Source organism: Ralstonia pickettii (assembly GCF_016466415.2).
GTDB lineage: Bacteria > Pseudomonadota > Gammaproteobacteria > Burkholderiales > Burkholderiaceae > Ralstonia > Ralstonia pickettii.
This window is the reverse complement of sequence record NZ_CP066771.1, coordinates 898,208-922,307: the sequence shown is the minus strand read 5'-3', so window position 1 is coordinate 922,307 and position 24,100 is coordinate 898,208. Positions and strand designations below refer to the sequence as shown.

Here is a 24,100-nt window from a genome sequence, read left to right as displayed (position 1 = left end):
TGGTGTCAACAGCAACATCCTCTACCCGGCACGAGGTAGCGAGGTGTCAAGCGACGGCCGCGCGGTTCAGGCGGCCGGAACGATATGGTCTTCGCCGCTCGCCCCAAAGAGCTGCGACTTGAGCTTGGCAAGCTGATCGCGCACCGCCGCCGCCTTTTCGAATTCGAGGTTCTTGGCGTGGTCGAGCATCTGTTTTTCCAGGCGCTTGATTTCCTTGGACGCCTGCTTCTCGCTCATGTCTTCGTACTTGGCGGCCTCTTGCGCGGCCTTCAGCTCGGCGCGCGCATCGTCGACGTTGTACACACCGTCGATGATGTCCTTGATGCGCTTGACCACGCCGCGCGGCGTAATGCCATGCGCCTCGTTGTGGGCGATCTGCTTGGCGCGGCGGCGCTCGGTTTCGTCGATCGCCTTCTTCATCGAATCGGTCATGCGATCCGCATAGAGAATGGCGGTCCCGTTCACGTTCCGCGCGGCGCGGCCAATCGTCTGGATAAGCGAACGCTCGGCGCGCAGGAAGCCTTCCTTGTCCGCATCCAGGATCGCCACGAGCGACACTTCGGGAATATCCAGGCCCTCGCGCAGCAGGTTGATCCCGACCAGCACATCGAACGTCCCCAGACGCAGGTCGCGGATGATCTCCACGCGCTCCACGGTATCGATGTCCGAATGCAGGTAGCGGACCTTGACGCCGTTCTCCGACAGGAACTCGGTCAGTTGCTCGGCCATGCGCTTGGTGAGCGTGGTCACCAGCACGCGCTCGCCGGCCTCGACACGCACATGGATCTCGGAAAGCAGATCGTCGACCTGCGTCGTGGCGGGGCGCACCTCGATGATCGGGTCGACGAGGCCCGTGGGGCGAACGACCTGCTCGACGACTTCCGTGCCCGCGGTCTTCTTTTCGTAATCCCCCGGCGTGGCAGACACGAAGGTCACCTGCCGCATCTTGGTCTCGAATTCGGCGAACTTCAGCGGCCGGTTGTCGAGCGCAGAAGGCAGCCGGAAGCCGTATTCGGCCAGCGTTTCCTTGCGCGCGCGGTCACCGTTGTACATGCCGTTGAGCTGGCCGATCAGCACGTGCGATTCATCAAGGAACATCAGCGCATCGGGCGGCAGGTAGTCGACCAGCGTCGGCGGCGGTTCGCCGGGCGCGGAGCCAGAAAGGTGCCGCGAATAATTTTCGATGCCCTTGCAGAAGCCCAGCTCCTGCAGCATCTCCAGATCGAAGCGCGTGCGCTGCTCCAACCGCTGCGCTTCCACCAGCTTGTTTTCCTTGTAGAAGAAATCGAGCCGCTCGCGCAGTTCAGCCTTGATGGTCTCGATGGCGCGCAGCACGGTCTCGCGCGGCGTCACGTAGTGGCTCGACGGGTACACCGTAAAGCGCGGAATCTTCTGCCGCACACGGCCGGTCAGCGGATCGAACAGCTGCAGCGATTCGACTTCGTCGTCGAACAGCTCCAGGCGCACCGCCATTTCTGCATGCTCGGCGGGGAAGATGTCGACCGTGTCGCCGCGCACGCGGAAGGTGCCGCGCTGGAAATCCGTCTCGTTGCGTGTGTATTGCATGGCGATCAGGCGCGCGATCACGTCGCGCTGGCTGACCTTGTCCCCCGCGCGCAGCGTCAAGATCATCTGGTGGTATTCGCTCGGATTGCCGATACCGTAGATGGCCGAGACGGTGGCCACGATCACCACATCGCGGCGCTCCAGCAGGCTCTTGGTGGCGGAGAGCCGCATCTGCTCGATGTGCTCGTTGATCGACGAATCCTTCTCGATGAAGAGGTCGCGCTGCGGCACGTAGGCCTCAGGCTGGTAGTAGTCGTAGTACGAGACGAAGTATTCGACCGCATTGCGCGGGAAGAACTCGCGGAACTCCGAATACAGCTGCGCCGCCAGCGTCTTGTTCGGCGCAAACACAATCGCCGGACGCCCCACCTGCGCGATCACATTGGCCATGGTGAAGGTCTTGCCCGAGCCCGTCACGCCCAGCAGTGTCTGGTACGACAGGCCGTCTTCGATGTTCTCGACGAGCTGGCGGATCGCTTCCGGCTGGTCGCCGGCCGGCGGATACGGCTGGTACAACTGGAACGGCGAGCCCTCGAAAGTCACGAACTTCGACTCGTCGTGCGGGCTGGGGACTTGGCTCAGATCGGTCATGGCGGCGGGTGGGATGGCAGCGCGGGAAGTCGACAAAGTGACTTGCACGCCCTGTCCAGATGAGGGCAGCAGCGGCAATTGCAACCAATCGTCTAGTGTAGCCTGCAGCTCGAGCAATCGTTTGGACAGCCGGGGCCGCACCTCTGTACTGGCCTTTGAACCGCTTTAGGCCCCTGTTCTGCAAGGATTTTGCGGGCGATTAGAGCGTGTATTCGGTACAATTCATCCTCGGGCGCGCCTCGTTGTGCATCTGGCGCCGGGCGACCCGCCCCGAAGTCCACGCCGCACCGCCTGCAAGATCCCACTGAATTCCGAACCAACCGATCGAGACATCTCATGTCGCTTTTCTCCGCCGTCGAACTGGCTCCGCGCGATCCCATCCTGGGCCTGAATGAAGCTTTCAACGCCGATACCCGCAGCACCAAAGTGAATCTGGGCGTGGGCGTGTACTTCACCGACGAAGGGAAAATTCCGGTGCTGCGCGCCGTGCAGGAAGCCGAAAAGGCCCGCCTGGCCGCCGCTGCTCCGCGCGGCTACCTGCCGATCGAAGGCATCGCCGCCTACGACCAGGCTGTGCAGAAGCTGTTGTTCGGCGCTGATTCGCCCCTCATCACCGAAGGCCGCGTGGTCACCGCGCAAGCCCTGGGCGGCACCGGCGCGCTGAAGATCGGCGCCGACTTCCTCAAGCGCCTGTACCCGAACGCCAAGGTCGCGATTTCCGACCCGAGCTGGGAAAACCATCGCGCGCTGTTCGAGTCGGCCGGTTTCGAAGTGGTCAACTATGCCTACTACGATGCCCCGTCGCACGGCCTGAACTTCGCCGGCATGATGGATTCGCTGAACAGCTACGCGCCGAACACCATCGTCGTGCTGCACGCCTGCTGCCACAACCCGACTGGCGTGGACATGACCACCGAGCAGTGGAAGCAGGTCGTGGAAGTCATCAAGGCCAAGAACCTGATCCCGTTCCTCGACATGGCTTACCAAGGCTTCGCCGACGGCATCCAGCAAGACGGCCTGGCTGTGCGCCTGTTTGCTGAATCGGGCCTGCCGTTCTTCGTCTCCAGCTCGTTCTCGAAGTCGTTCTCGCTGTACGGCGAGCGCGTCGGCGCGCTGTCGATCGTGACGACCAGCAAGGACGAAGCCACCCGCGTGCTGTCGCAAGTCAAGCGCGTGATCCGCACGAACTACTCGAACCCGCCGACGCACGGCGGCACGATCGTCGCCAGCGTGCTGACGAGCCCCGAGCTGCGCGCGATGTGGGAGCAGGAACTGGGCGAAATGCGCGATCGCATCAAGTCGATGCGCAATGCACTGGTCGACAAACTGGCCGCCAAGGGCGTGAAGACCGACTTCTCGTTCGTAAAGGCACAGCGCGGCATGTTCTCATACTCGGGCCTGACCTCCGCACAAGTGGATCGCCTGCGTACCGAGCACGGCATCTACGCTGTGTCGACCGGCCGTATCTGCGTGGCCGCGCTGAACACCCACAACATCGACGCCGTGGTGAACGCCATTGCAGATGTGCTGTAAGGTGCGGTAGGCGTCACGCCCTACAGGCAATTGCAAAAAGAAAAGCGGCTTCGGCCGCTTTTTTGCTGCATGGGAATAGACTGACACGGGCGCATCATAGAAGCAGCGCAACACTCTCGTATCAGGGTTTATGCTGCATCGCAGTAACCTGCACTCAGGTGCATAATCGTTTGCGTTGCCCTCGCCACCACAGACCGGTCCAGCCATGCTTTACCAGCTTCACGAATTCCAGCGCGCCCTGCTCAGCCCCATGACGGCTTGGGCCCAGGCAACTGCCAAGACCTTCACCAACCCCCTGAGTCCGCTGTCTCTGATGCCGGGCGCCCAACGCTACGCTGCGGGCTACGAACTGCTGTATCGCCTGGGCAAAGAGTACGAAAAGCCGGAATTCGGCATCCGCTCCGTCAAATCCAACGGCCGCGACATTCCGATCGTCGAGCAGACCATCATCGAGAAGCCGTTCTGCCGCCTCATCCGCTTCAAGCGCTACGCCGACGACGCCGAGACCATCAAGCTGCTCAAGGATGAGCCGGTTGTGCTGGTGTGTGCGCCGCTGTCTGGCCATCACTCCACGCTGCTGCGCGACACCGTGCGCACGCTGCTGCAGGATCACAAGGTGTACGTGACCGACTGGATCGACGCACGCATGGTGCCGATTGAAGAAGGTGCGTTCCACCTGTCGGACTACATCAACTACATCCGCGAATTCATCAATCACATTGGCGCCGACAAGCTGCACGTGATCTCGGTGTGCCAACCGACCGTGCCCGTCCTGGCCGCCATCTCGTTGATGGCTTCGGACGGCGAGAAGACGCCGCGCACGATGACCATGATGGGCGGCCCCATCGACGCACGTAAGAGCCCGACCGCCGTCAACTCGCTTGCGACGAACAAGGCGCATAGCTGGTTCGAAAACAACGTGATCTACACGGTGCCCGCCAACTATCCGGGCCACGGCCGCAAGGTGTATCCGGGCTTCCTGCAGCACGCCGGCTTCGTCGCGATGAACCCGGACCGCCACCTGTCATCGCACTACGATTACTACCTGAACCTGATCGAGGGCGACACGGAAGACGCTGAGGCCCACGTACGCTTCTACGACGAGTACAACGCTGTGCTGGACATGGCCGCCGAGTACTACCTGGAGACCATCCGCGACGTATTCCAGGAGTTCCACCTGGCCAACGGCACGTGGGTGGTGGAAGGCAAGCCGGTGCGTCCGCAGGACATCAAGAGCACCGCGCTCTTCACCATCGAAGGCGAATTGGACGACATCTCCGGCAGCGGCCAGACCGAAGCCGCACATGGCCTGTGCACCGGCATCCCGAGCACGCGCAAGCAACATCTGACGGCGCCCAAGTGCGGGCACTACGGCATCTTCTCGGGCCGCCGCTGGCGCGAGCAGGTGTATCCGCAGTTGCGTGATTTCATCCGCCGCAACGAAGAAACCGCACCGCGCATCAAGGCCGTCGCCTGAGCCTGGAGCACCCAACAAAAAGCCTCGCAGTTGCGAGGCTTTTTGTTGCGCGACGATACTTTCGCCGATCAGCCCTTGGGCCGATCCAGATACGCCAGCAGCATCTTGATATGCAGTTGCGCGAAGGCTTCGTGCTCGTCGGCAGAGGCAATGTCGCGCCCCACCACGGCACTGATCGTGTAACGGTTGGACAGCACGTAATAGCCCAGCGCCGAGATCGTCAGATACAGACGCGACACATCGACGTCGTCGCGAAAGATGCCGGCGCGCCGGCCGCGCTCCACCACACCTCGCAGCACCTCGATGACCGGGTTGACCAGCTCGCCCAAGTGCGGCGAGGTCTTCAGATGCCGCGCCTCGTGCAGGTTTTCGCTGTTGAGCAAGCGGATGAACTCGGGGTTCTCGTAATAGAAATCCCAGACGAACCGCGCAAGCTGGATGACCGCCTCACGCGGGTCCGACGACTCGATCTGTACCTGCTCTTCCGCCTCTTTGAAGCGGAAATACATGTGCTCGAGCACGGTCAGGAAGAGTTTTTCCTTGCTGCCGTAGTAGTAATACAGCATGCGCTCGTTGGTCTCGGCGCGCCGGGCGATGGCGTCGACGCGCGCGCCGGCAAATCCACCGCGCGCAAACTCCTCGATTGCAGCAGCAAGGATGCGTCGGCGCGTGCCGGCGGGGTCGCGACGCGTGCGGGGTGCGGCGGATTCGCCGTGAGCATCGGCTTCGATGTCGGCGAGTGGCGCGGCTGGGTGAGACGGCATGGCACGTCGGTCCGTTTAGAACGCAGGAATTATGTCATACGGTCAAGACATGCCCGCCGTATGCGATGTCAGGGCATGCACGCCTTGCGCAGGGGCCAAATCGGCGATAATGGCAGACTATTCAAACGACAAGTCCCATCGTGGTTTCCTTGGTCCCCGCAGTGGCCGCATCCTTGGCCGACCGGCTCGAAAACCTCTTGCCGCAAACGCAATGCACCAAGTGCGGCTACAACGGCTGCCGTCCCTACGCGGAAGCCATGGCCAGCGGCGAGGCGCTCCCCAACCGTTGCCCACCTGGCGGGGCGGAAGGTATTCGCCGGCTGTCCGACGCACTTGGCCGCACAGGCGAACTGCTGCCGCTGGACCCGTCCAACGGCATCGAACAGCCTCGCGCCATCGCAGTCATCGACCCGGAACGCTGCATCGGTTGCACGCTGTGCATTCAGGCGTGCCCGGTCGACGCCATCGTGGGCGCGCCCAAGGCGATGCACACGGTGCTGGAGGACTGGTGCACCGGTTGCGACCTCTGCGTGCCCCCCTGCCCTGTCGATTGCATCGACATGATCCCTGTCACTGGCGAACGCACGGGCTGGGATGCGTGGAGCCAGCAACAGGCCGATGTCGCGCGGGACCGCTACGTCTTCCGCAACGCGCGCCTCAAGCGCGAACAAGCCGAGAACGAAGCGCGCCTCGCCGCCAAGGCAGCGGCCAAACTCGCTGCCCTCGGCGCTGAACAACCGGCCGATGAGGCTGAGCTTGCCGCGCAAGCGCGCAAGAAGGCGATCATCCAGGCCGCCATTGAACGGGCGCGCCAGAAGCAGGCCGAGATGGCCGCGCGCGGACAAGGTCCACGCAACGTGACCAACGTGACGGCGGACGTGCAAGCCCAGATCGACGAGGCCGAAGCCCGCCGCAAGCGCATCGCCAGCCAGATCGAACAGAGCACCAAACCCGACGCAGACGCCCACTGAACCCAGCCCGACGATGAATCCTGCCAAGCGCCACGCCATCTTCGAGACCCTGCGCGAGAACAACCCGACGCCGACCACCGAGCTGGAATACACCACGCCGTTCGAACTGCTGATCGCGGTGCTGCTCTCGGCACAGGCGACCGACGTTGGCGTGAACAAGGCGACGCGCAAGCTGTTTCCCGTGGCCAATACACCCGCCAAGCTGCTGGCGCTCGGCGAGGAAGGCATCACCGAATACATCAAGACCATCGGGCTATATCGGACCAAGTGCAAGCACATCCTGCAGACGTGCCGCATCCTGCTCGACCAATACGGCGGTGAAGTGCCGCGTGACCGCGCCGCGCTCGAAGAGCTGCCGGGCGTGGGCCGCAAGACCGCCAACGTGGTGATGAACACGGCCTTTGGTGAGCCGACGATCGCGGTCGACACGCACATTTTTCGCGTGGCCAATCGCACCGGGCTGGCGCCCGGCAAGAACGTGCTCGAAGTCGAGCTGAAGCTGCTCAAGGTGGTGCCGGAAGCGTTTCGGCAGGACGCGCACCACTGGCTGATCCTGCATGGGCGCTATGTGTGCAAGGCGCGCAAGCCCGAGTGTTGGCATTGCGCGATCGAGCCGCTGTGTGAATTCAGGCCGAAGACGCCAGCGCCGAAGGAATGAAAAACGGGGACTGCACCGTCTGATGCGAGTCCCCGTTTTCTTTGTGCGACCGGTCGTCGATCAAAGGATCTTGCACGCCTCTTCGAACGACAGGCGCGGGTTGCGCGGGTGCAGCTTCTCGGCGTCACCGTAGCCGATGTTCATGATGAAGTTGACCTTCCACTGACCATCGGGGAAGAACGTCTCGTTCACCTTGTCGGCATCGAAGCCGGCCATCGGGCCGCAGTCCAGACCGAGCGCACGGGCAGCAAGCACCAGATAGCCGCCCTGCAACGAGCCGTTCATCAGCGCGGCGGCGTTGATCTTGGCCTGGTCGCCGGCGTACCAGGAACGTGCATCGGCGTGCGGAAACAGCTTGGGCAGTTGCTCGTGGAACTGCGTGTCGTACGCGACGATCACGGCCACGGGCGCTTGGCGGGTCTTTTCCTGATTGCCGGCCGACATGCATGGAATCAGACGCTCCTTGGCAGCAGCGCTCTTGACGAATACGAAACGGGCCGGCGTGCTGTTCGCAGCGGTCGGGCCGTACTTCACGGTGTCATACAGCGTGTGCAGCAGTTCGTCATCGACCGGCTTGTCCAGCCACACGTTGTGGGTACGGGCTGCGTGGAACAGTTGGTCCAGCGCGGACGGTTCAAGCATCGGCATTGCAAGGTGCTCCGGAAAAAGTTGAGGACCGCATTGTAATGCGCCATATCCGCGTGCGCCGGACACCCGCACGCCCCGGATGGACACCCTGGGCGCCGTCAGCAGCCCAGTGGCTTGAGAAAAACCGACATGCCTTCTTTGTATTTAATCGCACTTACTGCGATGCACCACCGCATTGACATGGCCATTTTTACAGTCCATCGCACACGATGAAAAACAGCCCTTTACAACGGTTTGCTTACGAACTACTTTTTCGTTCGTCATTGCATTACCCGCAGGGTTGGACGTATCGGATTCGCGCCTTGTTTTAAAAAGGGCGCGCGGCTCCGTTCATCTCCATGTTTTCGCACAGCCCTTGCCAAGCTTTGCGCAAAAGCCTTGAGGGCTTGACCCCGCAATCCATCTGTTTTTGAGATCCGCTTGGATTTCAGGGGCTTCTTTTGCCGAATAAATAACAATTGCATTAATTTCCGCAAACAAGGCGGGAAATCAGAATATTCGTTTCGCGTCGCATAGAAATGAAAAAACGCAAAGCGAATATGGAGCCCACTTAAAACCACACGTTTTAAGTGATGGCGTTCGTCACCCTGAAAAAGGCCATTATCGCCATGAAAAAATCCAGGTTATCGACCAGTGATTTTGCAGGTTTGTCCCGGACCCTTGGTGTATCGTTTGCGGCCGCGGCGCTGTCCGCCGTGCTGATGACGGGTTGCGGCGGCGGAGACTCGTCCGCCACGGCCAACCCCAGCGGCGTTGCCGCCAACGCCGGCAACGCAACCACACAGCCGGTGACGGCCGCCGTGCCGCCCGACCAGCCCTACGTCGACCCGAACGTCTACGGCACCGGGCCCAACGACGCGCTTGCCGCCGATCCTGGCGAAAGTGCGGCCATCACGCACCACACGGTGACAATCGGCGGCAAGAGCATCGCCTATACGGCCACCGCGGGCCACCTGACGACCATCGACCCGGTCACGTCGCAATCGAACGCCACGATGTTCTACGTGGCCTACACGCAAGACAACCCCGATCCGGCAAAGCCACGTCCGGTGACGTTCTTCTATAACGGCGGCCCCGGCTCGTCGTCGGTGTTCCTGCTGCTGGGCTCGTTCGGCCCGAAGCGGCTGCAGTCGTCGTTCCCGAATTTCACACCGCCTGCACCGTACAAGTTGCCCGACAACCCGGACAGCCTGCTCGACCGCTCCGATCTCGTGTTCATCAACCCCGTGGGCACCGGATACTCGGCGGCCATCGCCCCGGCCAAGAACAAAGACTTCTGGGGCACCGACCAAGACGCCCGCTCCATCGACCGCTTCATCCAGCGCTACCTGACGAAGAACTCGCGCTGGAATTCGCCCAAGTTCCTGTATGGCGAGTCGTATGGCACGGCGCGCAGTGCGGTGCTGTCATGGGTGCTGCATGAAGACGGCATCGAGCTGAACGGGATCACGCTGCAATCGTCGATCCTCGACTACGCGAATGCGCTCTCGGCCGTCGGTACTTTCCCGACGCTGGCCGCCGACGCCTTCTACTGGAAGAAGACGACGCTCAACCCGGCACCGACGGACCTCGACAGCTACATGGTCCAGGCCCGCAACTACGCCGACAACACGCTCGCCCCGCTGGCACAAGCACCGAGCGCCGCAGATGGCGGGTTCGTCAACGTCCGTCTGAACCTGAACCTGGCGACGGCGCAGACGATGGGCTCGTACATCGGCACTGATCCGGTCTCGCTGATCCAGACGTTCGGCAATCCGGCAGCGCTGGGCAATGTTCCGTCGCAGAACAACAACCCGCCGTACACGTTCTTCCTGACGCTCAACCCGGGCATCCAGATCGGCCAGTATGACGGCCGCGCCAACTACACGGGCCAGGGCATTGCGCCGTTCATCCTGCCGAACTCGGGCAGCAACGATCCGTCGATCTCGAACATCGGGGGCGCGTATACGGTGCTGTGGAACAGCTACCTGAACACCCAGCTCAAGTACACGTCGACCTCCTCGTTCGTGGACCTGAACGACGCCGTGTTCAACAACTGGAACTTCAGTCACATCGACCCGACGGGTGCCAACAAGGGCGGCGGCAATACGCTGTACACGGCTGGCGACCTGGCCGCGACGATGAGCCTGAACCCCGACCTGAAGGTGCTGCAGGCGAGCGGCTATTTCGACGCCGTCACGCCGTTCCACCAGACCGAGCTGACGTTGGCGCAAATGCCGCTCGATCCGACACTCAAGGCGAAGAACCTGACGATCAAGAACTATCCGTCGGGCCACATGATCTATCTGAACGATGCGTCGCGCACCGCACTCAAGGGCGACCTGGCTTCGTTTTACGATGGCGTGATGGCCGATCGTCCGGCCCTGATGCGGGTGCAGAGCCTGCAACGCCTGCCGAGCGGCCCAAAGAAGTAACCGACTGAAGGCCGAAAGCAAAACCGCCCAGTTCTTGCTGGGCGGTTTTTTTGGGGGCGTGAAGATTCCGCTTCAGGCCATTTCGTCCGCGCTGTGACCGGCAGGCTTGGCATCTGCACGGGTCAACCACAGCACGCCCGCCAGGATCAATGCGCCGCCTGTCACCTGCATGGGCGCGATCGACTCGCCGAGCAGCAACGCCGCGAGCAGCACGGTCACCACCGGCTCCAGCGTCGACAGCATCGACGCCTGCGCCGCCCCCAGTTTCTGCAGGCCGGCAAAGAACGTCAGGATAGCCACCACCGTCGACAAGCCTGCAATGGCCAGCGCCGCGGCCCAGCCGCTGAACGTGCCCGGCAGATGCGCCGGTGCACCGAGCAACGCCATCCCCGTGTACACGACGGCCGCAGCGGTACAGATGACGGTCGTGCACGCCAGTGGATCGAGCCCGCGCGTCACACGGGCACCGACCGTGATGTAGATCGAGTAAATGACCGCCGAGGCCACGCCCAGCCCGATGCCGAGAAGGCTGCCGCCCGACAGGCCCGCACCGCCCACCGTCAGCCCCGCCCCGACCGAGCACAGCACCAGCGCGATGATCGCCGTGGTGGTCAGCCGCTCGCGCAGGAAAATCGCCGCCAGCACCGTGACGAACATCGGATACAGATACAGCAGCAGCGCCACCAGGCTGGCCGGTGCGTAGTTCAACGCCGTGAAAAACGCGAACGACTGTCCGGCATAGCCGATGCCGCCCATGGCCGCCAGCCCCGCTACGCGCGACCACGGCGGTATGCCGATGCGGCGGACTCGCATCACGACCATCAGCGCCGCGGCCGCGATCACAAAGCGCACGATCAGCAGACCCACCACGTTGGCGCCACTCGCATAGGCGTAATGCGTGAAGATGGCCATCGCGCCGAAGGATGCGGCGGACACGGCGATCAGCAGCACGCCTAGGAGCTTGTCGGCGGCGCGCGCAGCGAGGGAGGAAGTGATCGGTTGTCTCATGGCATGCGGCGTTCTTGTTGGGGTCGCCGTCTGGAGATGGGGGCGCCATTGTAGCGTTGCCGTCTCGCCAAGCTGCCGGCAGGCGTCAAGGCGCGCCGGTACAATGTTGAAATCATGTTCAATCCATCCCGCGACGAAGTCCGTCAATTCTTCTGTGGCGCATGGCGCAAGCACCGCCAGGCAGAAATCCTCACGCCGCTCGAGGCCATGGCGCTCGACTGGATGCTGCAGCATCCCGAATACCACGACACCCTGGAGGCCGGCGAAGAAGCGCTCGCCCGCGACTACACGCCGGAAAGCGGACAGAGCAACCCGTTCCTCCACCTGTCGATGCACCTGTCGATCAGCGAGCAGGTGTCGGTGGATCAGCCGCGCGGCATTCGCGCTGCGTATGAAGCGCTGGCCCAGCGGCTCGACTCGCCGCATGAGGCGCAGCACCAGGTGATGGAATGCCTTGGCCAGATGCTCTGGACGGCGCAGCGCACGGGCCTGCCGCCCGACGGCGACGCCTATATCGAGTGCGTGCGCAAGCGCGCCACCGCCCGCTGAATCTGAAGCCAACAAAAAACCGCTCCGAAGAGCGGTTTTTCTTTACCGGCGATGCCGCATTACTTCTTGAGCACCAGCGAGCCCGGCAGCGATTCGATGTACGCAGCAATGTCCTTCAGCTCAGCCTGCGTAAAGGGACGCGGCTTGCCGTCGGCACCGATGGTGGCGGGGTTGCTGTTGACCTGGCCCGCCATGATGGCGTTGCTGCGGCCCACCAGCGGGTTGTTGCTGGTCTGATAGGCCAGCAGCGCGTGATAGATGTAATCGCCGTGCTGGCCTGCGAGCTTCGGATAGTCCGGCGAGATCGGAGCGTTCAGGCCGGCGCCATGGCAGGCCACGCAAGCGCCCTTCTCCACCAGTTGCTTGCCCTTTTCAATATCGGCAGCCTGCGCAGACACAGCGGCTGCCAGCATCAGCGCGCCCAGATTGAACGAGATTGCGAGCGAGATCTTCTTCATATTGTTCCTCGTCACTTCTGCGGATTGTTTTGGGTGGCCGGCGTCTGCGCCGCGTAGTAGGCGGCGAGGTTGGCGATGTCCTGGTCAGTCAGCGACCCGGCGATGGCGCGCATGGTCGGGTGCTTGCGGTCACCCTTCTGATACGCATGCAGCGCGCTTTCAATGTATTTGGCGTTCTGGCCGCCCAGATAGGGCACGCGATACACCTCGGGGAACGACGCCTTGTAATCGGGGATGGCATGGCAGCCGATACACATGGCGACCTTGTTTTCCGCGGCGGCAGCGTTGCCCTGGACGTCGGCTGCGGCGGCGCTGCTGGGTGCGGCGAACAGTGCGCCTAACGTGCCCAATGCGGCCACCATGGTGAGGATCTTTTTCATCTCGTTCTTAAGCGTGGAGTTTCAGAATCCTGCTCGCCCTGCCGGCTTGGCTCGTCTCAGCCGGCTGTCTCGCTGGGCGCATTCACCCGCCGTTGGCAACAAGCCAGAAGACGGTCATTTGAGGTGCGTCAAACCGGCGCATTGTACCGCACCGTTTTTTTGCCAGTCCAGTTAGGGCTCCCGTGACTTGACAGCAAGGAATGGCACGGCGCGCGCGCCCCGCTGGCGTTCGGCGTCAAACACCCAAATGCTCTTATACTGGCCGTTTCCAAATCTTTTACCGCTCAGTAGGCTTGCACGATGAACATCACCACCTCGCCTGCCCCATCCGACCAGCGCACACGCTTCGAAGGCTCTGACCAGTACGTCGCCACCGATGACCTCAAGCTTGCCGTCAACGCATCGATGACGCTGCAGCGGCCGCTGCTCATCAAGGGCGAGCCGGGCACAGGCAAGACCATGCTGGCCGAGGAAGTGGCCGCCGCACTGGGTATGCCGCTGTTGCAGTGGCACGTGAAGTCGACCACCAAGGCCCAGCAGGGCTTGTACGAATACGATGCCGTCTCGCGCCTGCGCGACTCGCAGCTCGGCGATGACAAAGTGCACGACATCCGCAACTACATCGTCAAGGGCGTGTTGTGGCAGGCCTTCGAGGCGGACGAACCTGTCGTGCTGCTGATCGACGAGATCGACAAGGCCGACATCGAATTCCCCAATGATCTGCTGCGCGAACTGGATCGCATGGAGTTCTACGTGTACGAAACGCGCGAAACCATCCGCGCCAAGCACCGCCCGCTGGTGATCATCACGTCGAACAACGAGAAGGAATTGCCCGACGCGTTCCTGCGCCGCTGCTTCTTCCACTACATCAAGTTTCCCGATGCCGAGACGATGCAGGCGATCGTCGATGTGCACTACCCGGGTATCAAGCCGGCGCTGGTCAAGGCTGCGCTGGATGCGTTCTACGAGATGCGCAACCTGCCGGGGCTGAAGAAAAAGCCGTCGACGTCGGAGCTGATCGACTGGCTCAAGCTGCTGCTGGCCGAAGACATTCCGCCGGAATCGCTGCGCAGCCAGGACAAGAACGCCGCCATTCCGCCGCTGCACGGGGCGCTGCTCAAGAACGAACAGGACGTACACCTGTTCGAGCGCCTGGTATTCATGAACCGCGCCAACCGCTGAGCGAGCCACCACCATGCCGCGCCTGATCGAGCCTGTCACGCTGTCCGGCCAGCACGCCTGGCTGGAGCCGCTCGGCCCGGAGCACGAGGACGAAGTGCGCGCCGCGGCCGCCGATGGCGAGCTGTGGAAGCTTTGGTACACGTCCGTCCCGTCGCCCGACAAGACCGGCGAGTGGCTGGCCATTGCGCTGGACATGCGTGAACGCCTCGGCGCGATGCCGTTTGTCGTGCGCGATATGCGTGACGGACAGCCCGGCAAGGTGGTCGGTGCGACGCGCCTCTTCAACGTCGACGAAGCTAACCGCCGGCTCGAAATCGGCCACACGTGGTACGCCAAATCCGTACAGCGCACGGCCGTCAACACCGAATGCAAGTTGCTGCTGCTCACGCACGCATTCGAGACACTGCGCTGCATTGCGGTGGAATTCCGCACACACTGGATGAATCACCAGAGCCGCGCGGCCATCGCCCGGCTGGGCGCCAAGCAGGACGGCGTGCTGCGCAATCACCAGCGCATGCCGGACGGCAGCTTCCGCGACACGGTCGTGTTTTCGATCATCGAATCGGAATGGCTGACCGTGAAACGCCATCTGCAATACAAGCTCGAGCAACCGCGCGCTTGAGCGCCGGAGGACCACCATGCTCATCGATTTCTTCTTCACGCTGCGGCACGCCAAGCTGCCGGTCTCGGTCAAGGAATACCTAACGCTGCTGGAAGGGCTCAAGCAGCAGGTCATCGCGCCGTCGCTCGACGAGTTCTACTTCCTGGCGCGCATGACGCTGGTGAAGGACGAAAAGCACTTCGACAAGTTTGACCAAGCGTTCGGCGCCTACTTCAAGGGCGTGGAAGGTGCGGTCGATTGGCGTGCGGACATTCCGCTGGATTGGCTCACCAAGAAGCTGGAGCGCGAACTCTCGCCCGAGGAGAAAGCCAAGATCGAGGTCATGGGCGGCCTCGACAAACTGATGGAGCGGCTGAAAGAACTGCTGAACGAGCAGCACGAGCGTCACGAAGGCGGCAACAAGTGGATCGGGACGGGTGGCACGTCGCCGTTCGGGCACGGCGGCTACAACCCGGAAGGCATCCGCATCGGCGGGCCATCGAAGGGCAACCGCACTGCGGTCAAGGTATGGGAAGCGCGCGCGTACGAGGACTACGACGACACCGTTGAACTCGGCACCCGCAACATCAAGGTGGCGCTGCGCCGCCTGCGCAAGTTCGCGCGTGATGGTGCCGACATCGAGCTGGACCTGGACGACACCATCCACTCCACCGCTGCCAACGCCGGCATGCTCGACATCAAGATGCGCCCCGAGCGGCACAACAACGTCAAGGTGCTGATGCTGATGGATGTGGGCGGCTCGATGGACGACCACATCAAGCGCGTGGAAGAACTTTTTTCCGCCGCCAAGACCGAATTCAAGCACCTCGAGTACTACTACTTCCACAACTGCGTCTACGAATGGCTGTGGAAGCACAACCGGCGCCGCCACGCGGAGCGCTTCTCCACCTGGGACGTCATCCGCAAATACCCGCCCGACTACAAGCTGATCTTCGTGGGTGACGCGACCATGAGCCCGTACGAAATCCTGCAGGCGGGGGGCTCGGTGGAATACAACAACGCCGAAGCCGGCGCCACATGGCTCAAGCGGCTGATCGAACAGTTCCCGAAGTTTGTCTGGCTCAACCCCGAGCCGGAGGGCCTGTGGGAATACCGCCAGTCCATCTCGGTCATCAACCAGATCGTGAAGACGCGGATGTATCCGGTGACGATTGCCGGGTTGGAATCGGCGATGCGGCTGTTATCGAAGTAACGCACCTCCCCACGTTTCTCCGGGCGTGGACGCGGTGATTACCTGACGCGTAATCGACACCATCCACGCTGCCGCCGAAGATGAAGCCATCCAGCGCATGACCCATCACCGCGCTGGGCAAGCTTCCCACTTCGAACGGAGAAACGTCATGACCGCCACCCAACTCGCCGCCAACGACACGCTCGCCGATACGCTGGTCGACCGTTACATCGCTGCGTGGAACGCAACAGACGCTGCCCAGCGCCGCGCCCTCGTCGCGCAAACCTGGACTGAAAGCGCCACGTATGACGATCCTCTGATGCAGGGCGCCGGCCATGACGGCATCGAGGCGCTCATTGCCAGCGTGCAGGCCAAGTTTCCGGGCTTCCGCTTCGCGCGCGACGGCAGCGCGGATGTCGTGCAGGACACGATCCGCTTCCGCTGGACCCTCGGGCCCGAGGGCCAGGCACTGGTCAAGGGCACCGATTTCGTACGCATCGAAGGCGACCGCATGCAGACGGTGACCGGCTTTATCGACCAGATGCCAGGCATGGGCGGCGCCGGCTGAGCGCGCCCGCACAAAAGCAAACGCCCCGAAAGTCGGGGCGTTTTGAATGGGACGGCGCGCGGCAGCGATCAGATCGACAGCGCGTCTTCCTGACCGGCATTGGCACTGCGCAGGCCGTCGACCCAGCCCTTGGTCGGCAGTTTGAGCGAGGCCTGCAGCGCGGCGGCGCGCGCCTGCACGGCTTCCCAGCTGACCTGCAGCGGCGGGCCATTGAATGCCAGCGCAATCACGTTGCCGTCATGCACTTCGGGAAAGACAAGCACGCGATTGTCGAACGCGTCACAGATGCGCTCGATATTGCGCGGGAAGCTGGTGTGGTCGCCAAACAGGTTGATCGTCATCACACCCGGCGAGCGCAATACCTGGCGGCAAGCCTTGTAGAACGCCGGAGTATCGAGCACGGGGCCGCGCGCGGTGGCGTCATACAGGTCGATCTGCAGCGCATCGACGGTGCCGTGGTGGCTCGCGTCCGTCACCCAGTCGTACGCATCCTGCTCGAGCACGCTCAAGCGTGCATCGTCAAACGGCAGGCCGAACATGCTGCGCGCCGCGACGATCACCGACGGGTTCAGCTCCACCGCCGTCACCTGCGCGGGCGCGAGATGACGATGGCAGAACTTGGTCAGAGCGGCAGCGCCGAGACCCAGTTGCACGACGTGGAAGTCCGCTCGCGCAGCCGCGTCGAGAAACAGCAGCCACGCCATCATCTGCTGCGCATATTCCAGCTCGATGGCATCGGGCTTGGACAGCCGCATAGCGCCCTGCACCCATTCGGTACCGAAATGCAGATAGCGGACCCCCGCCAGTTCAGAGAACGTGACGGGCGCAAAGCGCGGGGCCATGCGTTTCGGTTCGTCATCGTGGCTCTGGCGGTCTTCGCGCTTGGCACGGGCCGGACGGCGCGAGGCGACGGCCTCGATGGATTTACGTTTCAACAGCATCATAAAGCGGATCAACGGGAAGAAGACTGAGCGGCCGCGGCACGCTGCAGCCATTCGCGATTGTGGTCTTTGGCGTAGCGCGTCCAGTGCTTGGCGTCGCGCAGGATCTCTTCAAACAGGGCCTGCGCCCGCTGCTTGTCGGCATCGTTGTTCATGGCGAGGAGCCATTCGCCGAAGAGGCAACGGGCCGCAGCATCGTTCGCGCAGGTCAGGGCCTGCTCGAACGCTTCACGCGTATTCGGCGCATTCGTCGCGGCCAATGCACGTGCGTACAGCAATGTCGGATCGGGCTGCTGGCGAGTCACGCGATGCGCTTCGAACAGCTTGTCGAGCGTGCACTTGGCGAGCGCCGCATCGCCCGTGGCGAACTGCGCGCGGGCCAGGCCGAGCAGCACGGCCGGGTCGCCGGCAAACGGGCCGGTGGCTGCCTGCTCGAAGTGCTGGCGTGCTTCCTTCGCATCGCCGGCGTCCAGCAGAGCTTCGCCCAGGCGCAGCCGGTGCTGCACGGTCGGCGCACGGTCGAAATCGTTGCGGGCTTCGCGCACCGCGCGGTTGGGGTCGATCAGTTGCGTCACAGCGCGGCTGGCAACGCGGGCACCGCGCGAGTGGCGCATCTCCGGAAGATAGATCGCGAAGAAATAGACCACGCTGCCCAGCAGCGGGAACGCAAACAGGATGAACAACCAGTACATGTTCTGGTTGTTGCGCACGACGTGCACCGCAAAGAACAGCGCGACGATGACGTGAAACCCGATTCCAAGAAACGGCATGTGAAGGCCCGATAGAGAAATGCACCGACGCCCCCCGCGTCGGCCTCGGGCGCGATTGTGACAGATGCGCTGCAGCGGGGGGATGCCGCGCCCTTGACGCCTGCACCCTGCTCGCCCGGAAGCCGCATAGAGCCGGTCTTCAGGGTCGATGGGGCAATGGCCTAGGCGAAGCGAACCTCAGGGATGACCCAGGAAGTCCAGCTTGCCGATCTCCACGCCGTTGTGGCGCAGCAGCGCGTAAGCCGTGGTGACATGGAAATACAGGTTCGGCAGCACGAAACCGCGCAGATAATCGAGGCCTGTGAACTGCAGTTCGCGGGTCGGGCTCTTGAGCGTGATCTGGCGACCCTCGCTGCCGGCGAAGGCTGCGGGGTCGATGCTGTTGACGAACTCCAGCGTCTTGGCAATGCGCGCCTTCAGCTCCGGAATGGTCGTCTCCACATCCGGATACGACGGCACCTCGTTGCCGGACAGACGCGCCGCGCCGCCCTTGGCCTGATCACAGGCAATCTGGACCTGCCGCGTGAACGGATGCATGTCCGGCGCAAGACGCGCGGTCATCAGGTTGGCCGGGTCGAACTTCTTCGCTTCTGCATGGGCGGCAGCCTTGTCGAGCAGGGCCGACAGATTGCCAAGCATGCGGTTGGCAGTCGGTACGAGAAACTCGTACATCGAAGGTGTGGTCATGGGAGTGATTTCCTTGGTATCCGTGTTGTGGCCGCCAACAGTCTTCAGGCAACCGCGGGCGCAGCGCATTCTTGCGCTGGGCACAGTGTAGGCCAGCGATTCGGGCGGTGCATGGCGCGCACGCATGCCTTGTCATGCGGCATTTGGCACGAGATTGGTGGGGCGGAGCCTTTGGCCATGCGCCGCTCGACATGCACGTCGGCAGCTCTTGCGCAGCATGGCAGTTGGCTCGACAAGAAATGACGCGACCACTTCGTAGTCAGATTTGCCGGGCCGCGCTACGACAGCCACTCGCGCAATGTCTGCCACGCGGCCAACTTCTGGTCATACGGCACGGCTGCATAGGCCGGGCTGCTGGAAGGGAGTTTGAGGATGGCGTGGCGGTCGCCAATGTCGCCCAGCGCCTTCATGCCGATGCGCGCTGCGGTGCCGCCGTTAAAGGCAATGACGGCCAGTTCAGGTAACGAGGCGATCAACCCGGCAAGATCATTCCCGGCATGATCCCGAATCTTGCTGTCGAGGCTGCCTTCGCGCTTGGCTTCGGCCACCACGTCCCACAAGCCGATGCGATGCGCGAGCAGCGCCTTCAAGCGCGCGGCGTATTCCATGCCCGGCAGGTCCTGGCCGATGACCGCACCGGCCAGGCGCCAGAACTGGTTGTGCTTGTAGGCGTAGTACTGCGACTGCGCAAGCGATGCTTCGCCGGGCAGGCTGCCCAGGATCAGCACGCGCGCGTGCGCGTCGACCACAGGCGGAAAGCATCGCTTGAGCGTCACGCGGGTCGTCAGGCCAGCAGGCGGTTCACGCGCTGCACGTACGCCGCCGGGTCGGCCAACGCGCCGCCCTCAGCCAGTAGGGCCTGGTCGAACAGCACGTGCAGGCGATCCTCAAAAGCGGCGCGATCGGCTTCGTTGCCGGTCACGGTTTCCAGTAGCGCGAGCTTGCGCACGAGCGGGTGCGTCGGGTTCAGCTCCAACACCGGCTTGCTGTCGGGGGCTTGTTGGCCGGCTTGCTTGAGCAGACGGGCCAGCGTGCCGCTGATGTCGCCTTCATCGGCCACCAGACACGACGGCGAATCGGTCAGACGATGCGTGATGCGCACGTCCTTGGCCTTGTCGCCGAGCACAGCCTTGGCACGCTCGACCAGCGGCTTGAACTCGCCTTCCACCTTGGCGTGCTCGGCCTTCTCGGCTTCGTCTTCCAAGGCGCCCAGGTCGAGATCACCGCGCGCCACCGACACCAGTTCCTTCTCTTCGAAGTCGTGCAGGAACGACAGCATCCACTCGTCCACGCGGTCGGTCAGCAGCAGCACTTCCACACCCTTCTTGCGGAAGATTTCCAGATGCGGGCTCGACTTGGCGGCCGTCCAGTTTTCGGCGGTCACGTAGTAGATCTTGTCCTGGCCTTCCTTCATGCGGCCGGCGTAATCGGCCAGCGAGACGGTCTGGGCGCTGTCTTCGTTGTGCGTGGAAGCGAAGCGCAGCAGCTTGGCAATGCGGTCTTTATTGGCGTGGTCTTCGCCGATGCCCTCCTTGAGCACCTGGCCGAAGTTCTGCCAGAACGTGGCGTACTTCTCCTTCTCGGCTGCGTCATCCGACTCGGCCATCGATTCCAGCATGCCCAGAACGCGCTTGGTGGAGCCTTCGCGGATAGCCCTCACGTCGCGGCTTTCCTGCAGGATTTCGCGCGAGACATTCAACGGCAGATCGGCCGAATCGATCACGCCCTTCACAAAACGCAGGTAGCCCGGCAGCAGTTGCTCTGCGTCGTCCATGATGAAGACGCGCTTGACGTACAGCTTCAGGCCGCTGCGGCGCTCGCGGTCCCACAGGTCGAACGGCGCGTTGGTCGGGAGGTACAGCAGCTGCGTGTATTCGCTACGGCCTTCCACGCGGTTGTGCGTCCAGGCGAGCGGCTTGCCGTTTTCGTGGGCAATGTGCTGGTAGAACGCGATGTACTGATCATCGGTCACGTCAGCGCGCGGACGGGCCCACAGCGCGCTGCCCTGGTTGATGGTTTCCCATTCGTCCTGGGCCACCATCGCCTTCTTCTCTTCGTCCCACGCTTCCTTGCGCATCTGGATTGGCAGGGAGATGTGGTCCGAATACTTTTGCACGACCGACTTGATGCGCCAAGCGGAGAGGAAATCGTCCTCACCCTCGCGCAGGTGCAGCGTGATGGTGGTGCCTCGCTCGGCACGTTCGATGCTGTCGACGGTGAATTCGCCGTCGCCGGTGCTTTCCCAGCGCACGGCTTCATTGGCGGCCACACCGGCGCGGCGCGATTCCACCGTCACGCGGTCGGCCACGATAAACGCCGAGTAGAAACCCACGCCAAACTGCCCGATCAAGGCAGCATCCTTCTGCTGGTCGCCCGAAAGCTGGCTGAAGAACTCGCGCGTGCCCGAGCGGGCGATGGTGCCGAGGTTGCGGATGGCCTCGTCGCGGCTCATGCCGATACCGTTGTCGGCGATCGTGATGGTGCGCGCGGCCGCATCAAAGCCGATGCGGATGCCAAGCTCGCCGCCGCCTTCCAGCAGCGACGGATTGGCGATGCCCTCAAAACGAAGCTTGTCCACCGCATCGGACGCATTGGAAACCAGTTCCCGCAGGAAGATTTCCTTGTTGCTGTACAGCGAGTGGATCATCAGATGCAGAAGCTGCTTCACTTCTGCCTGGAAAGCCATCTTCTCGTGCGGTGCGCTCATGGTCTGCATCAAAATGGTCTGAAAAATGGAAAGAGAAGCGGGCGACACCTTGCACGTGCGCCCGTATGGATTTGTGAGGCTAGATAGGGCGTCGGGCTCGGTTTTCAAGCCCCACGATCGAGCTGCCCGGCCAGGAACCGGAGCAGATCCGGGTCCGCACTGGTCGCAATGTTGAAGCGCATCCACGTCGACGGCATCTGCGACGGCGAGAACAGGCTTCCGGGCGCAAACACATAGCCCTGTTCGTGCCCGGCGCGGGCAATGGCGTTGGTGTCCTGCCCCGTATCGGCCCAGAGGAACATGCCCGCGCCGTGCTGCGCAAACAGCTTCAGCCCCATGCGCTCGAGGCTGCGCTGCACGCCGTCGCGGGCGCGGTCCAGACGGGCGCGTATGCGTTCGACATGCTTGCGGTAATGGCCTTCGGTCAGGATCTTGTAGAGCACGCGCTCGATGATCTCGGGCGTGACCAGGCCCGTCAGCAGTTTGCCGTCGACGAGGTTCTTGGCCAGCTCGGGGTGGCAGGCAATGAACCCCACGCGCAGGTTGGCCGCGAGCGTCTTGGAGAAGCTGCTCAGGTAGATCACACGGCGCAGCTGGTCGAGGCTGGCCAGCCGCGTGCCGGGGTGTCCGGGCGGGGCGAGATCGCCGTAGATATCGTCTTCGACGATCAGGAAACCGTACTGCTCGGCCAGCCGCAGCAACTGAAACGCCTTGGCCGCCGACAGCGACGTGCCCGTCGGGTTATGCAGGATCGAGTTGATGATCAGCAGCTTGGGCCGGCGCACCTGCACCAGCCCCTCCAGCGCCATCAGGTCGGGCCCCTCGGCGGTGTACGGCACGCCGATCACCTGCGCCCCTTGCGCGGCAAAGCGGCCGAACATCAGGAACCACGCCGGATCGCCCACCAGCACCGTATCGCCGGGCTGCACGTACTGGCGCGCGATCAGGTCCAGCGACGAGGTGATGCCCGAGGTCATGACGATCTGTTCCGGCCGCGCGCCGATCTCCAGCTCCGCCAACCGTGTCTGCAACTGCTGACGCAGCGGCAAAAAGCCCTGCGGCGATCCCCACGCGAGAAACTGGTTGCCGTTCTGCCGGCCGAGCGTGCGCAGCGCGTTGGCGATCAGCTCGCCGTCGAGCCAGCCGTTGGGCAGAAAGCCGATGCCCGGCGCCTTGCGCGGCTCGGCAGAATGGAACATGTTCCGCAGCAGCCATGTCACGTCGATCTTGCGGGCGGCGGTGGGCGGCGGCGCAACCGGCTCCTCGGGCAGTGGCGCCTGGCGCTCCTTGACGTAGAAGCCCGATCCGCGGCGCGATTCCAGATACCCCTGCGCCACCAGCCGCTCGTACGCCTCCACCACGGTGAAGCGCGAAATGCTCTTCTCCTGCGCCAGTTGCCGGATCGACGGCATGCGCATGCCGGCACGAAACACGCGCTCGTCGATGCGCATGCGCGCCCATTCGGTGAGCTGATCCACCAGCGTCATCTGCGCGGATGGAATCGGATCGGGCAACTGCTCCGCCGCCGGGCGGGCGGCTGCGCGGCGGGCATCCAGGCTGATGATGTGGGAGGTGGAATTCATGACGAGGTAGGCGTGAGCGGGCCGAAAACTGTACAGAAAGCGCCACGACAAAGTGTACAGGTACTGTACAGACACAGTTCGGTAGGATCAAGGTCAGAATTCCGCCCCCAGCGAACCCGGAGACGCCGCCATGCCAACGTTGAAACGTTTTGACGAAGACGCTTACCGCACCACCTGCGATGCCACCGTCGTCGCTCTGCACCCGGAAGGCATTGAGCTGGACGCAACGGTGTTTTACGCCCGCAGCGGCGGCCAGGCTGGCGATACCGGCACACTCGTCCTGGCCGATGGAACAACCATCGCGATTGCCGACACCGTCTACAGCCCGGATCGCCAAACCGTCCTGCATGTGCCCGCCGACAATGCTGGCCTCACGCTGCTCGCACCCGGCACGGCCATCACGGCCACCATCGACTGGGACCGCCGCCACCGGCTGATGCGGCTGCATACTTGCCTGCACCTGCTGGGCTCGCTAATTCCGGTGCCCGTCACGGGCTGCGGTATCTCGCCAGACGCCGGCCGCATCGATTTCGACCTGCCGGAATCGACGCTCGACCGCGACACGCTGACCACACAGCTCAACGAACTCATCGGCCGTAACACGCCGGTGCGCATCGACCTGATCACCCCGGAAGAACTGCCCGCCCAGCCCGAACTCGTGCGCACCATCGGCGCGGCGCCGCCGGCGGGCGCATCGGCCATCCGCATCATCCACATCGACGGCATCGACCGGCAGCCGTGCGGTGGCACCCACGTGCGCGCCACCGGCGAAATCGGCCGCGTGATCGTCACCAAGATCGAAAAGAAGAGCCGCCAGAACCGACGCGTGGCCGTAGCGTTTGCAGACTGAGC

The 24,100-nt window shown here is 63.2% G+C and carries 23 protein-coding genes; 11 read left to right on the top strand and 12 right to left on the bottom strand.

What is annotated here, in order from left to right; translation table 11 throughout:
• Nucleotides 1-66: 66 nt before the first annotated feature.
• Nucleotides 67-2,157 carry an excinuclease ABC subunit UvrB gene (gene uvrB, locus RP6297_RS04380; RefSeq protein WP_009238567.1) on the bottom strand — a complete coding sequence of 697 codons (2,091 nt, stop codon included), beginning with the start codon at nt 2,155-2,157 and terminating at the stop codon, nt 67-69.
• Between the two features lie 336 nt (nt 2,158-2,493).
• Here uvrB and RP6297_RS04375 point away from each other — a divergent pair, with 336 nt between their 5' ends.
• Both RP6297_RS04375 and RP6297_RS04370 read left to right on the top strand, forming a co-directional pair.
• Nucleotides 2,494-3,690, top strand: coding sequence for an amino acid aminotransferase (locus RP6297_RS04375; RefSeq protein ID WP_009238568.1), 1,197 nt, complete (start codon nt 2,494-2,496; stop codon nt 3,688-3,690).
• A gap of 205 nt (nt 3,691-3,895) precedes the next feature.
• Nucleotides 3,896-5,167: a polyhydroxyalkanoate depolymerase gene (locus RP6297_RS04370; RefSeq protein WP_009238569.1), complete on the top strand. Its 1,272-nt coding sequence runs from the start codon at nt 3,896-3,898 to the stop codon at nt 5,165-5,167.
• Between the two features lie 68 nt (nt 5,168-5,235).
• Here RP6297_RS04370 and RP6297_RS04365 read toward each other — a convergent pair whose 3' ends face one another.
• Nucleotides 5,236-5,931 (bottom strand): TetR/AcrR family transcriptional regulator, encoded by a 696-nt coding sequence (locus tag RP6297_RS04365; protein WP_009238570.1) that lies wholly within the window; start codon nt 5,929-5,931, stop codon nt 5,236-5,238.
• Nucleotides 5,932-6,071: 140 nt separating this feature from the next.
• On the opposite strand from RP6297_RS04365, the gene rsxB reads away from it, so the two are divergent.
• The gene (rsxB, locus tag RP6297_RS04360; protein WP_009238571.1) at nt 6,072-6,902 is read left to right on the top strand and encodes an electron transport complex subunit RsxB; all 831 of its coding nucleotides are present in this window, start codon (nt 6,072-6,074) and stop codon (nt 6,900-6,902) included.
• A 13-nt stretch (nt 6,903-6,915) separates the two neighbouring features.
• Nucleotides 6,916-7,560 (top strand): endonuclease III, encoded by a 645-nt coding sequence (nth, locus tag RP6297_RS04355; RefSeq protein ID WP_009238572.1) that lies wholly within the window; start codon nt 6,916-6,918, stop codon nt 7,558-7,560.
• Between the two features lie 60 nt (nt 7,561-7,620).
• Here the strand turns inward: nth and RP6297_RS04350 are convergent, their stop codons facing one another.
• Nucleotides 7,621-8,208, bottom strand: coding sequence for a malonic semialdehyde reductase (locus tag RP6297_RS04350; RefSeq protein WP_009238573.1), 588 nt, complete (start codon nt 8,206-8,208; stop codon nt 7,621-7,623).
• A gap of 608 nt (nt 8,209-8,816) precedes the next feature.
• Here RP6297_RS04350 and RP6297_RS04345 point away from each other — a divergent pair.
• Complete coding sequence (locus tag RP6297_RS04345) at nt 8,817-10,622, top strand: S10 family peptidase (protein WP_169743512.1); 1,806 nt, start codon at nt 8,817-8,819, stop codon at nt 10,620-10,622.
• Nucleotides 10,623-10,694: 72 nt separating this feature from the next.
• On the opposite strand, the gene RP6297_RS04340 is transcribed toward RP6297_RS04345, so the two are convergent.
• Nucleotides 10,695-11,630, bottom strand: a complete 936-nt coding sequence (locus RP6297_RS04340; RefSeq protein ID WP_009238575.1) for a DMT family transporter — start codon at nt 11,628-11,630, stop codon at nt 10,695-10,697.
• A gap of 114 nt (nt 11,631-11,744) precedes the next feature.
• Between RP6297_RS04340 and RP6297_RS04335 the strand changes: the two genes are divergently transcribed.
• Nucleotides 11,745-12,179, top strand: a complete 435-nt coding sequence (locus RP6297_RS04335; protein ID WP_009238576.1) for a DUF1841 family protein — start codon at nt 11,745-11,747, stop codon at nt 12,177-12,179.
• Nucleotides 12,180-12,238: 59 nt separating this feature from the next.
• Here RP6297_RS04335 and RP6297_RS04330 read toward each other — a convergent pair whose 3' ends face one another.
• Entirely contained in the window at nt 12,239-12,637 is a 399-nt protein-coding gene (locus RP6297_RS04330; protein WP_009238577.1) for a c-type cytochrome, read from the bottom strand.
• A gap of 11 nt (nt 12,638-12,648) precedes the next feature.
• Nucleotides 12,649-13,017 (bottom strand): c-type cytochrome, encoded by a 369-nt coding sequence (locus tag RP6297_RS04325; protein ID WP_009238578.1) that lies wholly within the window; start codon nt 13,015-13,017, stop codon nt 12,649-12,651.
• Between the two features lie 300 nt (nt 13,018-13,317).
• On the opposite strand from RP6297_RS04325, the gene RP6297_RS04320 reads away from it, so the two are divergent.
• From RP6297_RS04320 to RP6297_RS04305, 4 genes are all read left to right on the top strand, one after another.
• Nucleotides 13,318-14,199, top strand: a complete 882-nt coding sequence (locus tag RP6297_RS04320) for an AAA family ATPase (protein WP_009238579.1) — start codon at nt 13,318-13,320, stop codon at nt 14,197-14,199.
• A gap of 13 nt (nt 14,200-14,212) precedes the next feature.
• Complete coding sequence (locus RP6297_RS04315) at nt 14,213-14,821, top strand: GNAT family N-acetyltransferase (RefSeq protein WP_009238580.1); 609 nt, start codon at nt 14,213-14,215, stop codon at nt 14,819-14,821.
• Between the two features lie 16 nt (nt 14,822-14,837).
• Nucleotides 14,838-16,013 (top strand): vWA domain-containing protein, encoded by a 1,176-nt coding sequence (locus tag RP6297_RS04310; RefSeq protein WP_009238581.1) that lies wholly within the window; start codon nt 14,838-14,840, stop codon nt 16,011-16,013.
• Nucleotides 16,014-16,161: 148 nt separating this feature from the next.
• Nucleotides 16,162-16,560, top strand: coding sequence for a nuclear transport factor 2 family protein (locus tag RP6297_RS04305; protein WP_009238582.1), 399 nt, complete (start codon nt 16,162-16,164; stop codon nt 16,558-16,560).
• 68 nt (nt 16,561-16,628) lie between these two features.
• Here RP6297_RS04305 and RP6297_RS04300 read toward each other — a convergent pair whose 3' ends face one another.
• The 6 genes from RP6297_RS04300 to RP6297_RS04275 all read right to left on the bottom strand — a co-directional run bounded on the left by RP6297_RS04300 (nt 16,629) and on the right by RP6297_RS04275 (nt 23,323).
• Complete coding sequence (locus RP6297_RS04300) at nt 16,629-17,504, bottom strand: class I SAM-dependent methyltransferase (protein ID WP_037027443.1); 876 nt, start codon at nt 17,502-17,504, stop codon at nt 16,629-16,631.
• Nucleotides 17,505-17,512: 8 nt separating this feature from the next.
• Nucleotides 17,513-18,271, bottom strand: coding sequence for a tetratricopeptide repeat protein (locus RP6297_RS04295; RefSeq protein ID WP_009238584.1), 759 nt, complete (start codon nt 18,269-18,271; stop codon nt 17,513-17,515).
• Nucleotides 18,272-18,448: 177 nt separating this feature from the next.
• Nucleotides 18,449-18,958: a DUF1993 domain-containing protein gene (locus RP6297_RS04290; RefSeq protein ID WP_037028705.1), complete on the bottom strand. Its 510-nt coding sequence runs from the start codon at nt 18,956-18,958 to the stop codon at nt 18,449-18,451.
• 278 nt (nt 18,959-19,236) lie between these two features.
• On the bottom strand, nt 19,237-19,734 hold the full coding sequence (locus RP6297_RS04285; protein WP_009238586.1) for a DNA-deoxyinosine glycosylase: 498 nt from the start codon (nt 19,732-19,734) through the stop codon (nt 19,237-19,239).
• A gap of 8 nt (nt 19,735-19,742) precedes the next feature.
• Nucleotides 19,743-21,665 (bottom strand): molecular chaperone HtpG, encoded by a 1,923-nt coding sequence (htpG, locus tag RP6297_RS04280; protein WP_037028706.1) that lies wholly within the window; start codon nt 21,663-21,665, stop codon nt 19,743-19,745.
• A gap of 104 nt (nt 21,666-21,769) precedes the next feature.
• Nucleotides 21,770-23,323, bottom strand: a complete 1,554-nt coding sequence (locus RP6297_RS04275) for an aminotransferase-like domain-containing protein (protein ID WP_171924915.1) — start codon at nt 23,321-23,323, stop codon at nt 21,770-21,772.
• Between the two features lie 55 nt (nt 23,324-23,378).
• Here RP6297_RS04275 and RP6297_RS04270 point away from each other — a divergent pair, with 55 nt between their 5' ends.
• On the top strand, nt 23,379-24,098 hold the full coding sequence (locus RP6297_RS04270) for an alanyl-tRNA editing protein (RefSeq protein ID WP_009238589.1): 720 nt from the start codon (nt 23,379-23,381) through the stop codon (nt 24,096-24,098).
• Nucleotides 24,099-24,100 lie beyond the last annotated feature (2 nt).

Bases quoted from the DNA above. Each gene is read 5' to 3' on its own strand.
- uvrB (WP_009238567.1), bottom strand. From the start codon at position 2,157: ATGACCGATCTGAGCCAAGTCCCCAGCCCGCACGACGAGTCGAAGTTC.
- RP6297_RS04375 (WP_009238568.1), top strand. From the start codon at position 2,494: ATGTCGCTTTTCTCCGCCGTCGAACTGGCTCCGCGCGATCCCATCCTG.
- RP6297_RS04370 (WP_009238569.1), top strand. From the start codon at position 3,896: ATGCTTTACCAGCTTCACGAATTCCAGCGCGCCCTGCTCAGCCCCATG.
- RP6297_RS04365 (WP_009238570.1), bottom strand. From the start codon at position 5,931: ATGCCGTCTCACCCAGCCGCGCCACTCGCCGACATCGAAGCCGATGCT.
- nth (WP_009238572.1), top strand. From the start codon at position 6,916: ATGAATCCTGCCAAGCGCCACGCCATCTTCGAGACCCTGCGCGAGAAC.
- RP6297_RS04350 (WP_009238573.1), bottom strand. From the start codon at position 8,208: ATGCCGATGCTTGAACCGTCCGCGCTGGACCAACTGTTCCACGCAGCC.
- RP6297_RS04345 (WP_169743512.1), top strand. From the start codon at position 8,817: ATGAAAAAATCCAGGTTATCGACCAGTGATTTTGCAGGTTTGTCCCGG.
- RP6297_RS04340 (WP_009238575.1), bottom strand. From the start codon at position 11,630: ATGAGACAACCGATCACTTCCTCCCTCGCTGCGCGCGCCGCCGACAAG.
- RP6297_RS04335 (WP_009238576.1), top strand. From the start codon at position 11,745: ATGTTCAATCCATCCCGCGACGAAGTCCGTCAATTCTTCTGTGGCGCA.
- RP6297_RS04330 (WP_009238577.1), bottom strand. From the start codon at position 12,637: ATGAAGAAGATCTCGCTCGCAATCTCGTTCAATCTGGGCGCGCTGATG.
- RP6297_RS04325 (WP_009238578.1), bottom strand. From the start codon at position 13,017: ATGAAAAAGATCCTCACCATGGTGGCCGCATTGGGCACGTTAGGCGCA.
- RP6297_RS04320 (WP_009238579.1), top strand. From the start codon at position 13,318: ATGAACATCACCACCTCGCCTGCCCCATCCGACCAGCGCACACGCTTC.
- RP6297_RS04315 (WP_009238580.1), top strand. From the start codon at position 14,213: ATGCCGCGCCTGATCGAGCCTGTCACGCTGTCCGGCCAGCACGCCTGG.
- RP6297_RS04310 (WP_009238581.1), top strand. From the start codon at position 14,838: ATGCTCATCGATTTCTTCTTCACGCTGCGGCACGCCAAGCTGCCGGTC.
- RP6297_RS04305 (WP_009238582.1), top strand. From the start codon at position 16,162: ATGACCGCCACCCAACTCGCCGCCAACGACACGCTCGCCGATACGCTG.
- RP6297_RS04300 (WP_037027443.1), bottom strand. From the start codon at position 17,504: ATGATGCTGTTGAAACGTAAATCCATCGAGGCCGTCGCCTCGCGCCGT.
- RP6297_RS04295 (WP_009238584.1), bottom strand. From the start codon at position 18,271: ATGCCGTTTCTTGGAATCGGGTTTCACGTCATCGTCGCGCTGTTCTTT.
- RP6297_RS04290 (WP_037028705.1), bottom strand. From the start codon at position 18,958: ATGACCACACCTTCGATGTACGAGTTTCTCGTACCGACTGCCAACCGC.
- htpG (WP_037028706.1), bottom strand. From the start codon at position 21,665: ATGAGCGCACCGCACGAGAAGATGGCTTTCCAGGCAGAAGTGAAGCAG.
- RP6297_RS04270 (WP_009238589.1), top strand. From the start codon at position 23,379: ATGCCAACGTTGAAACGTTTTGACGAAGACGCTTACCGCACCACCTGC.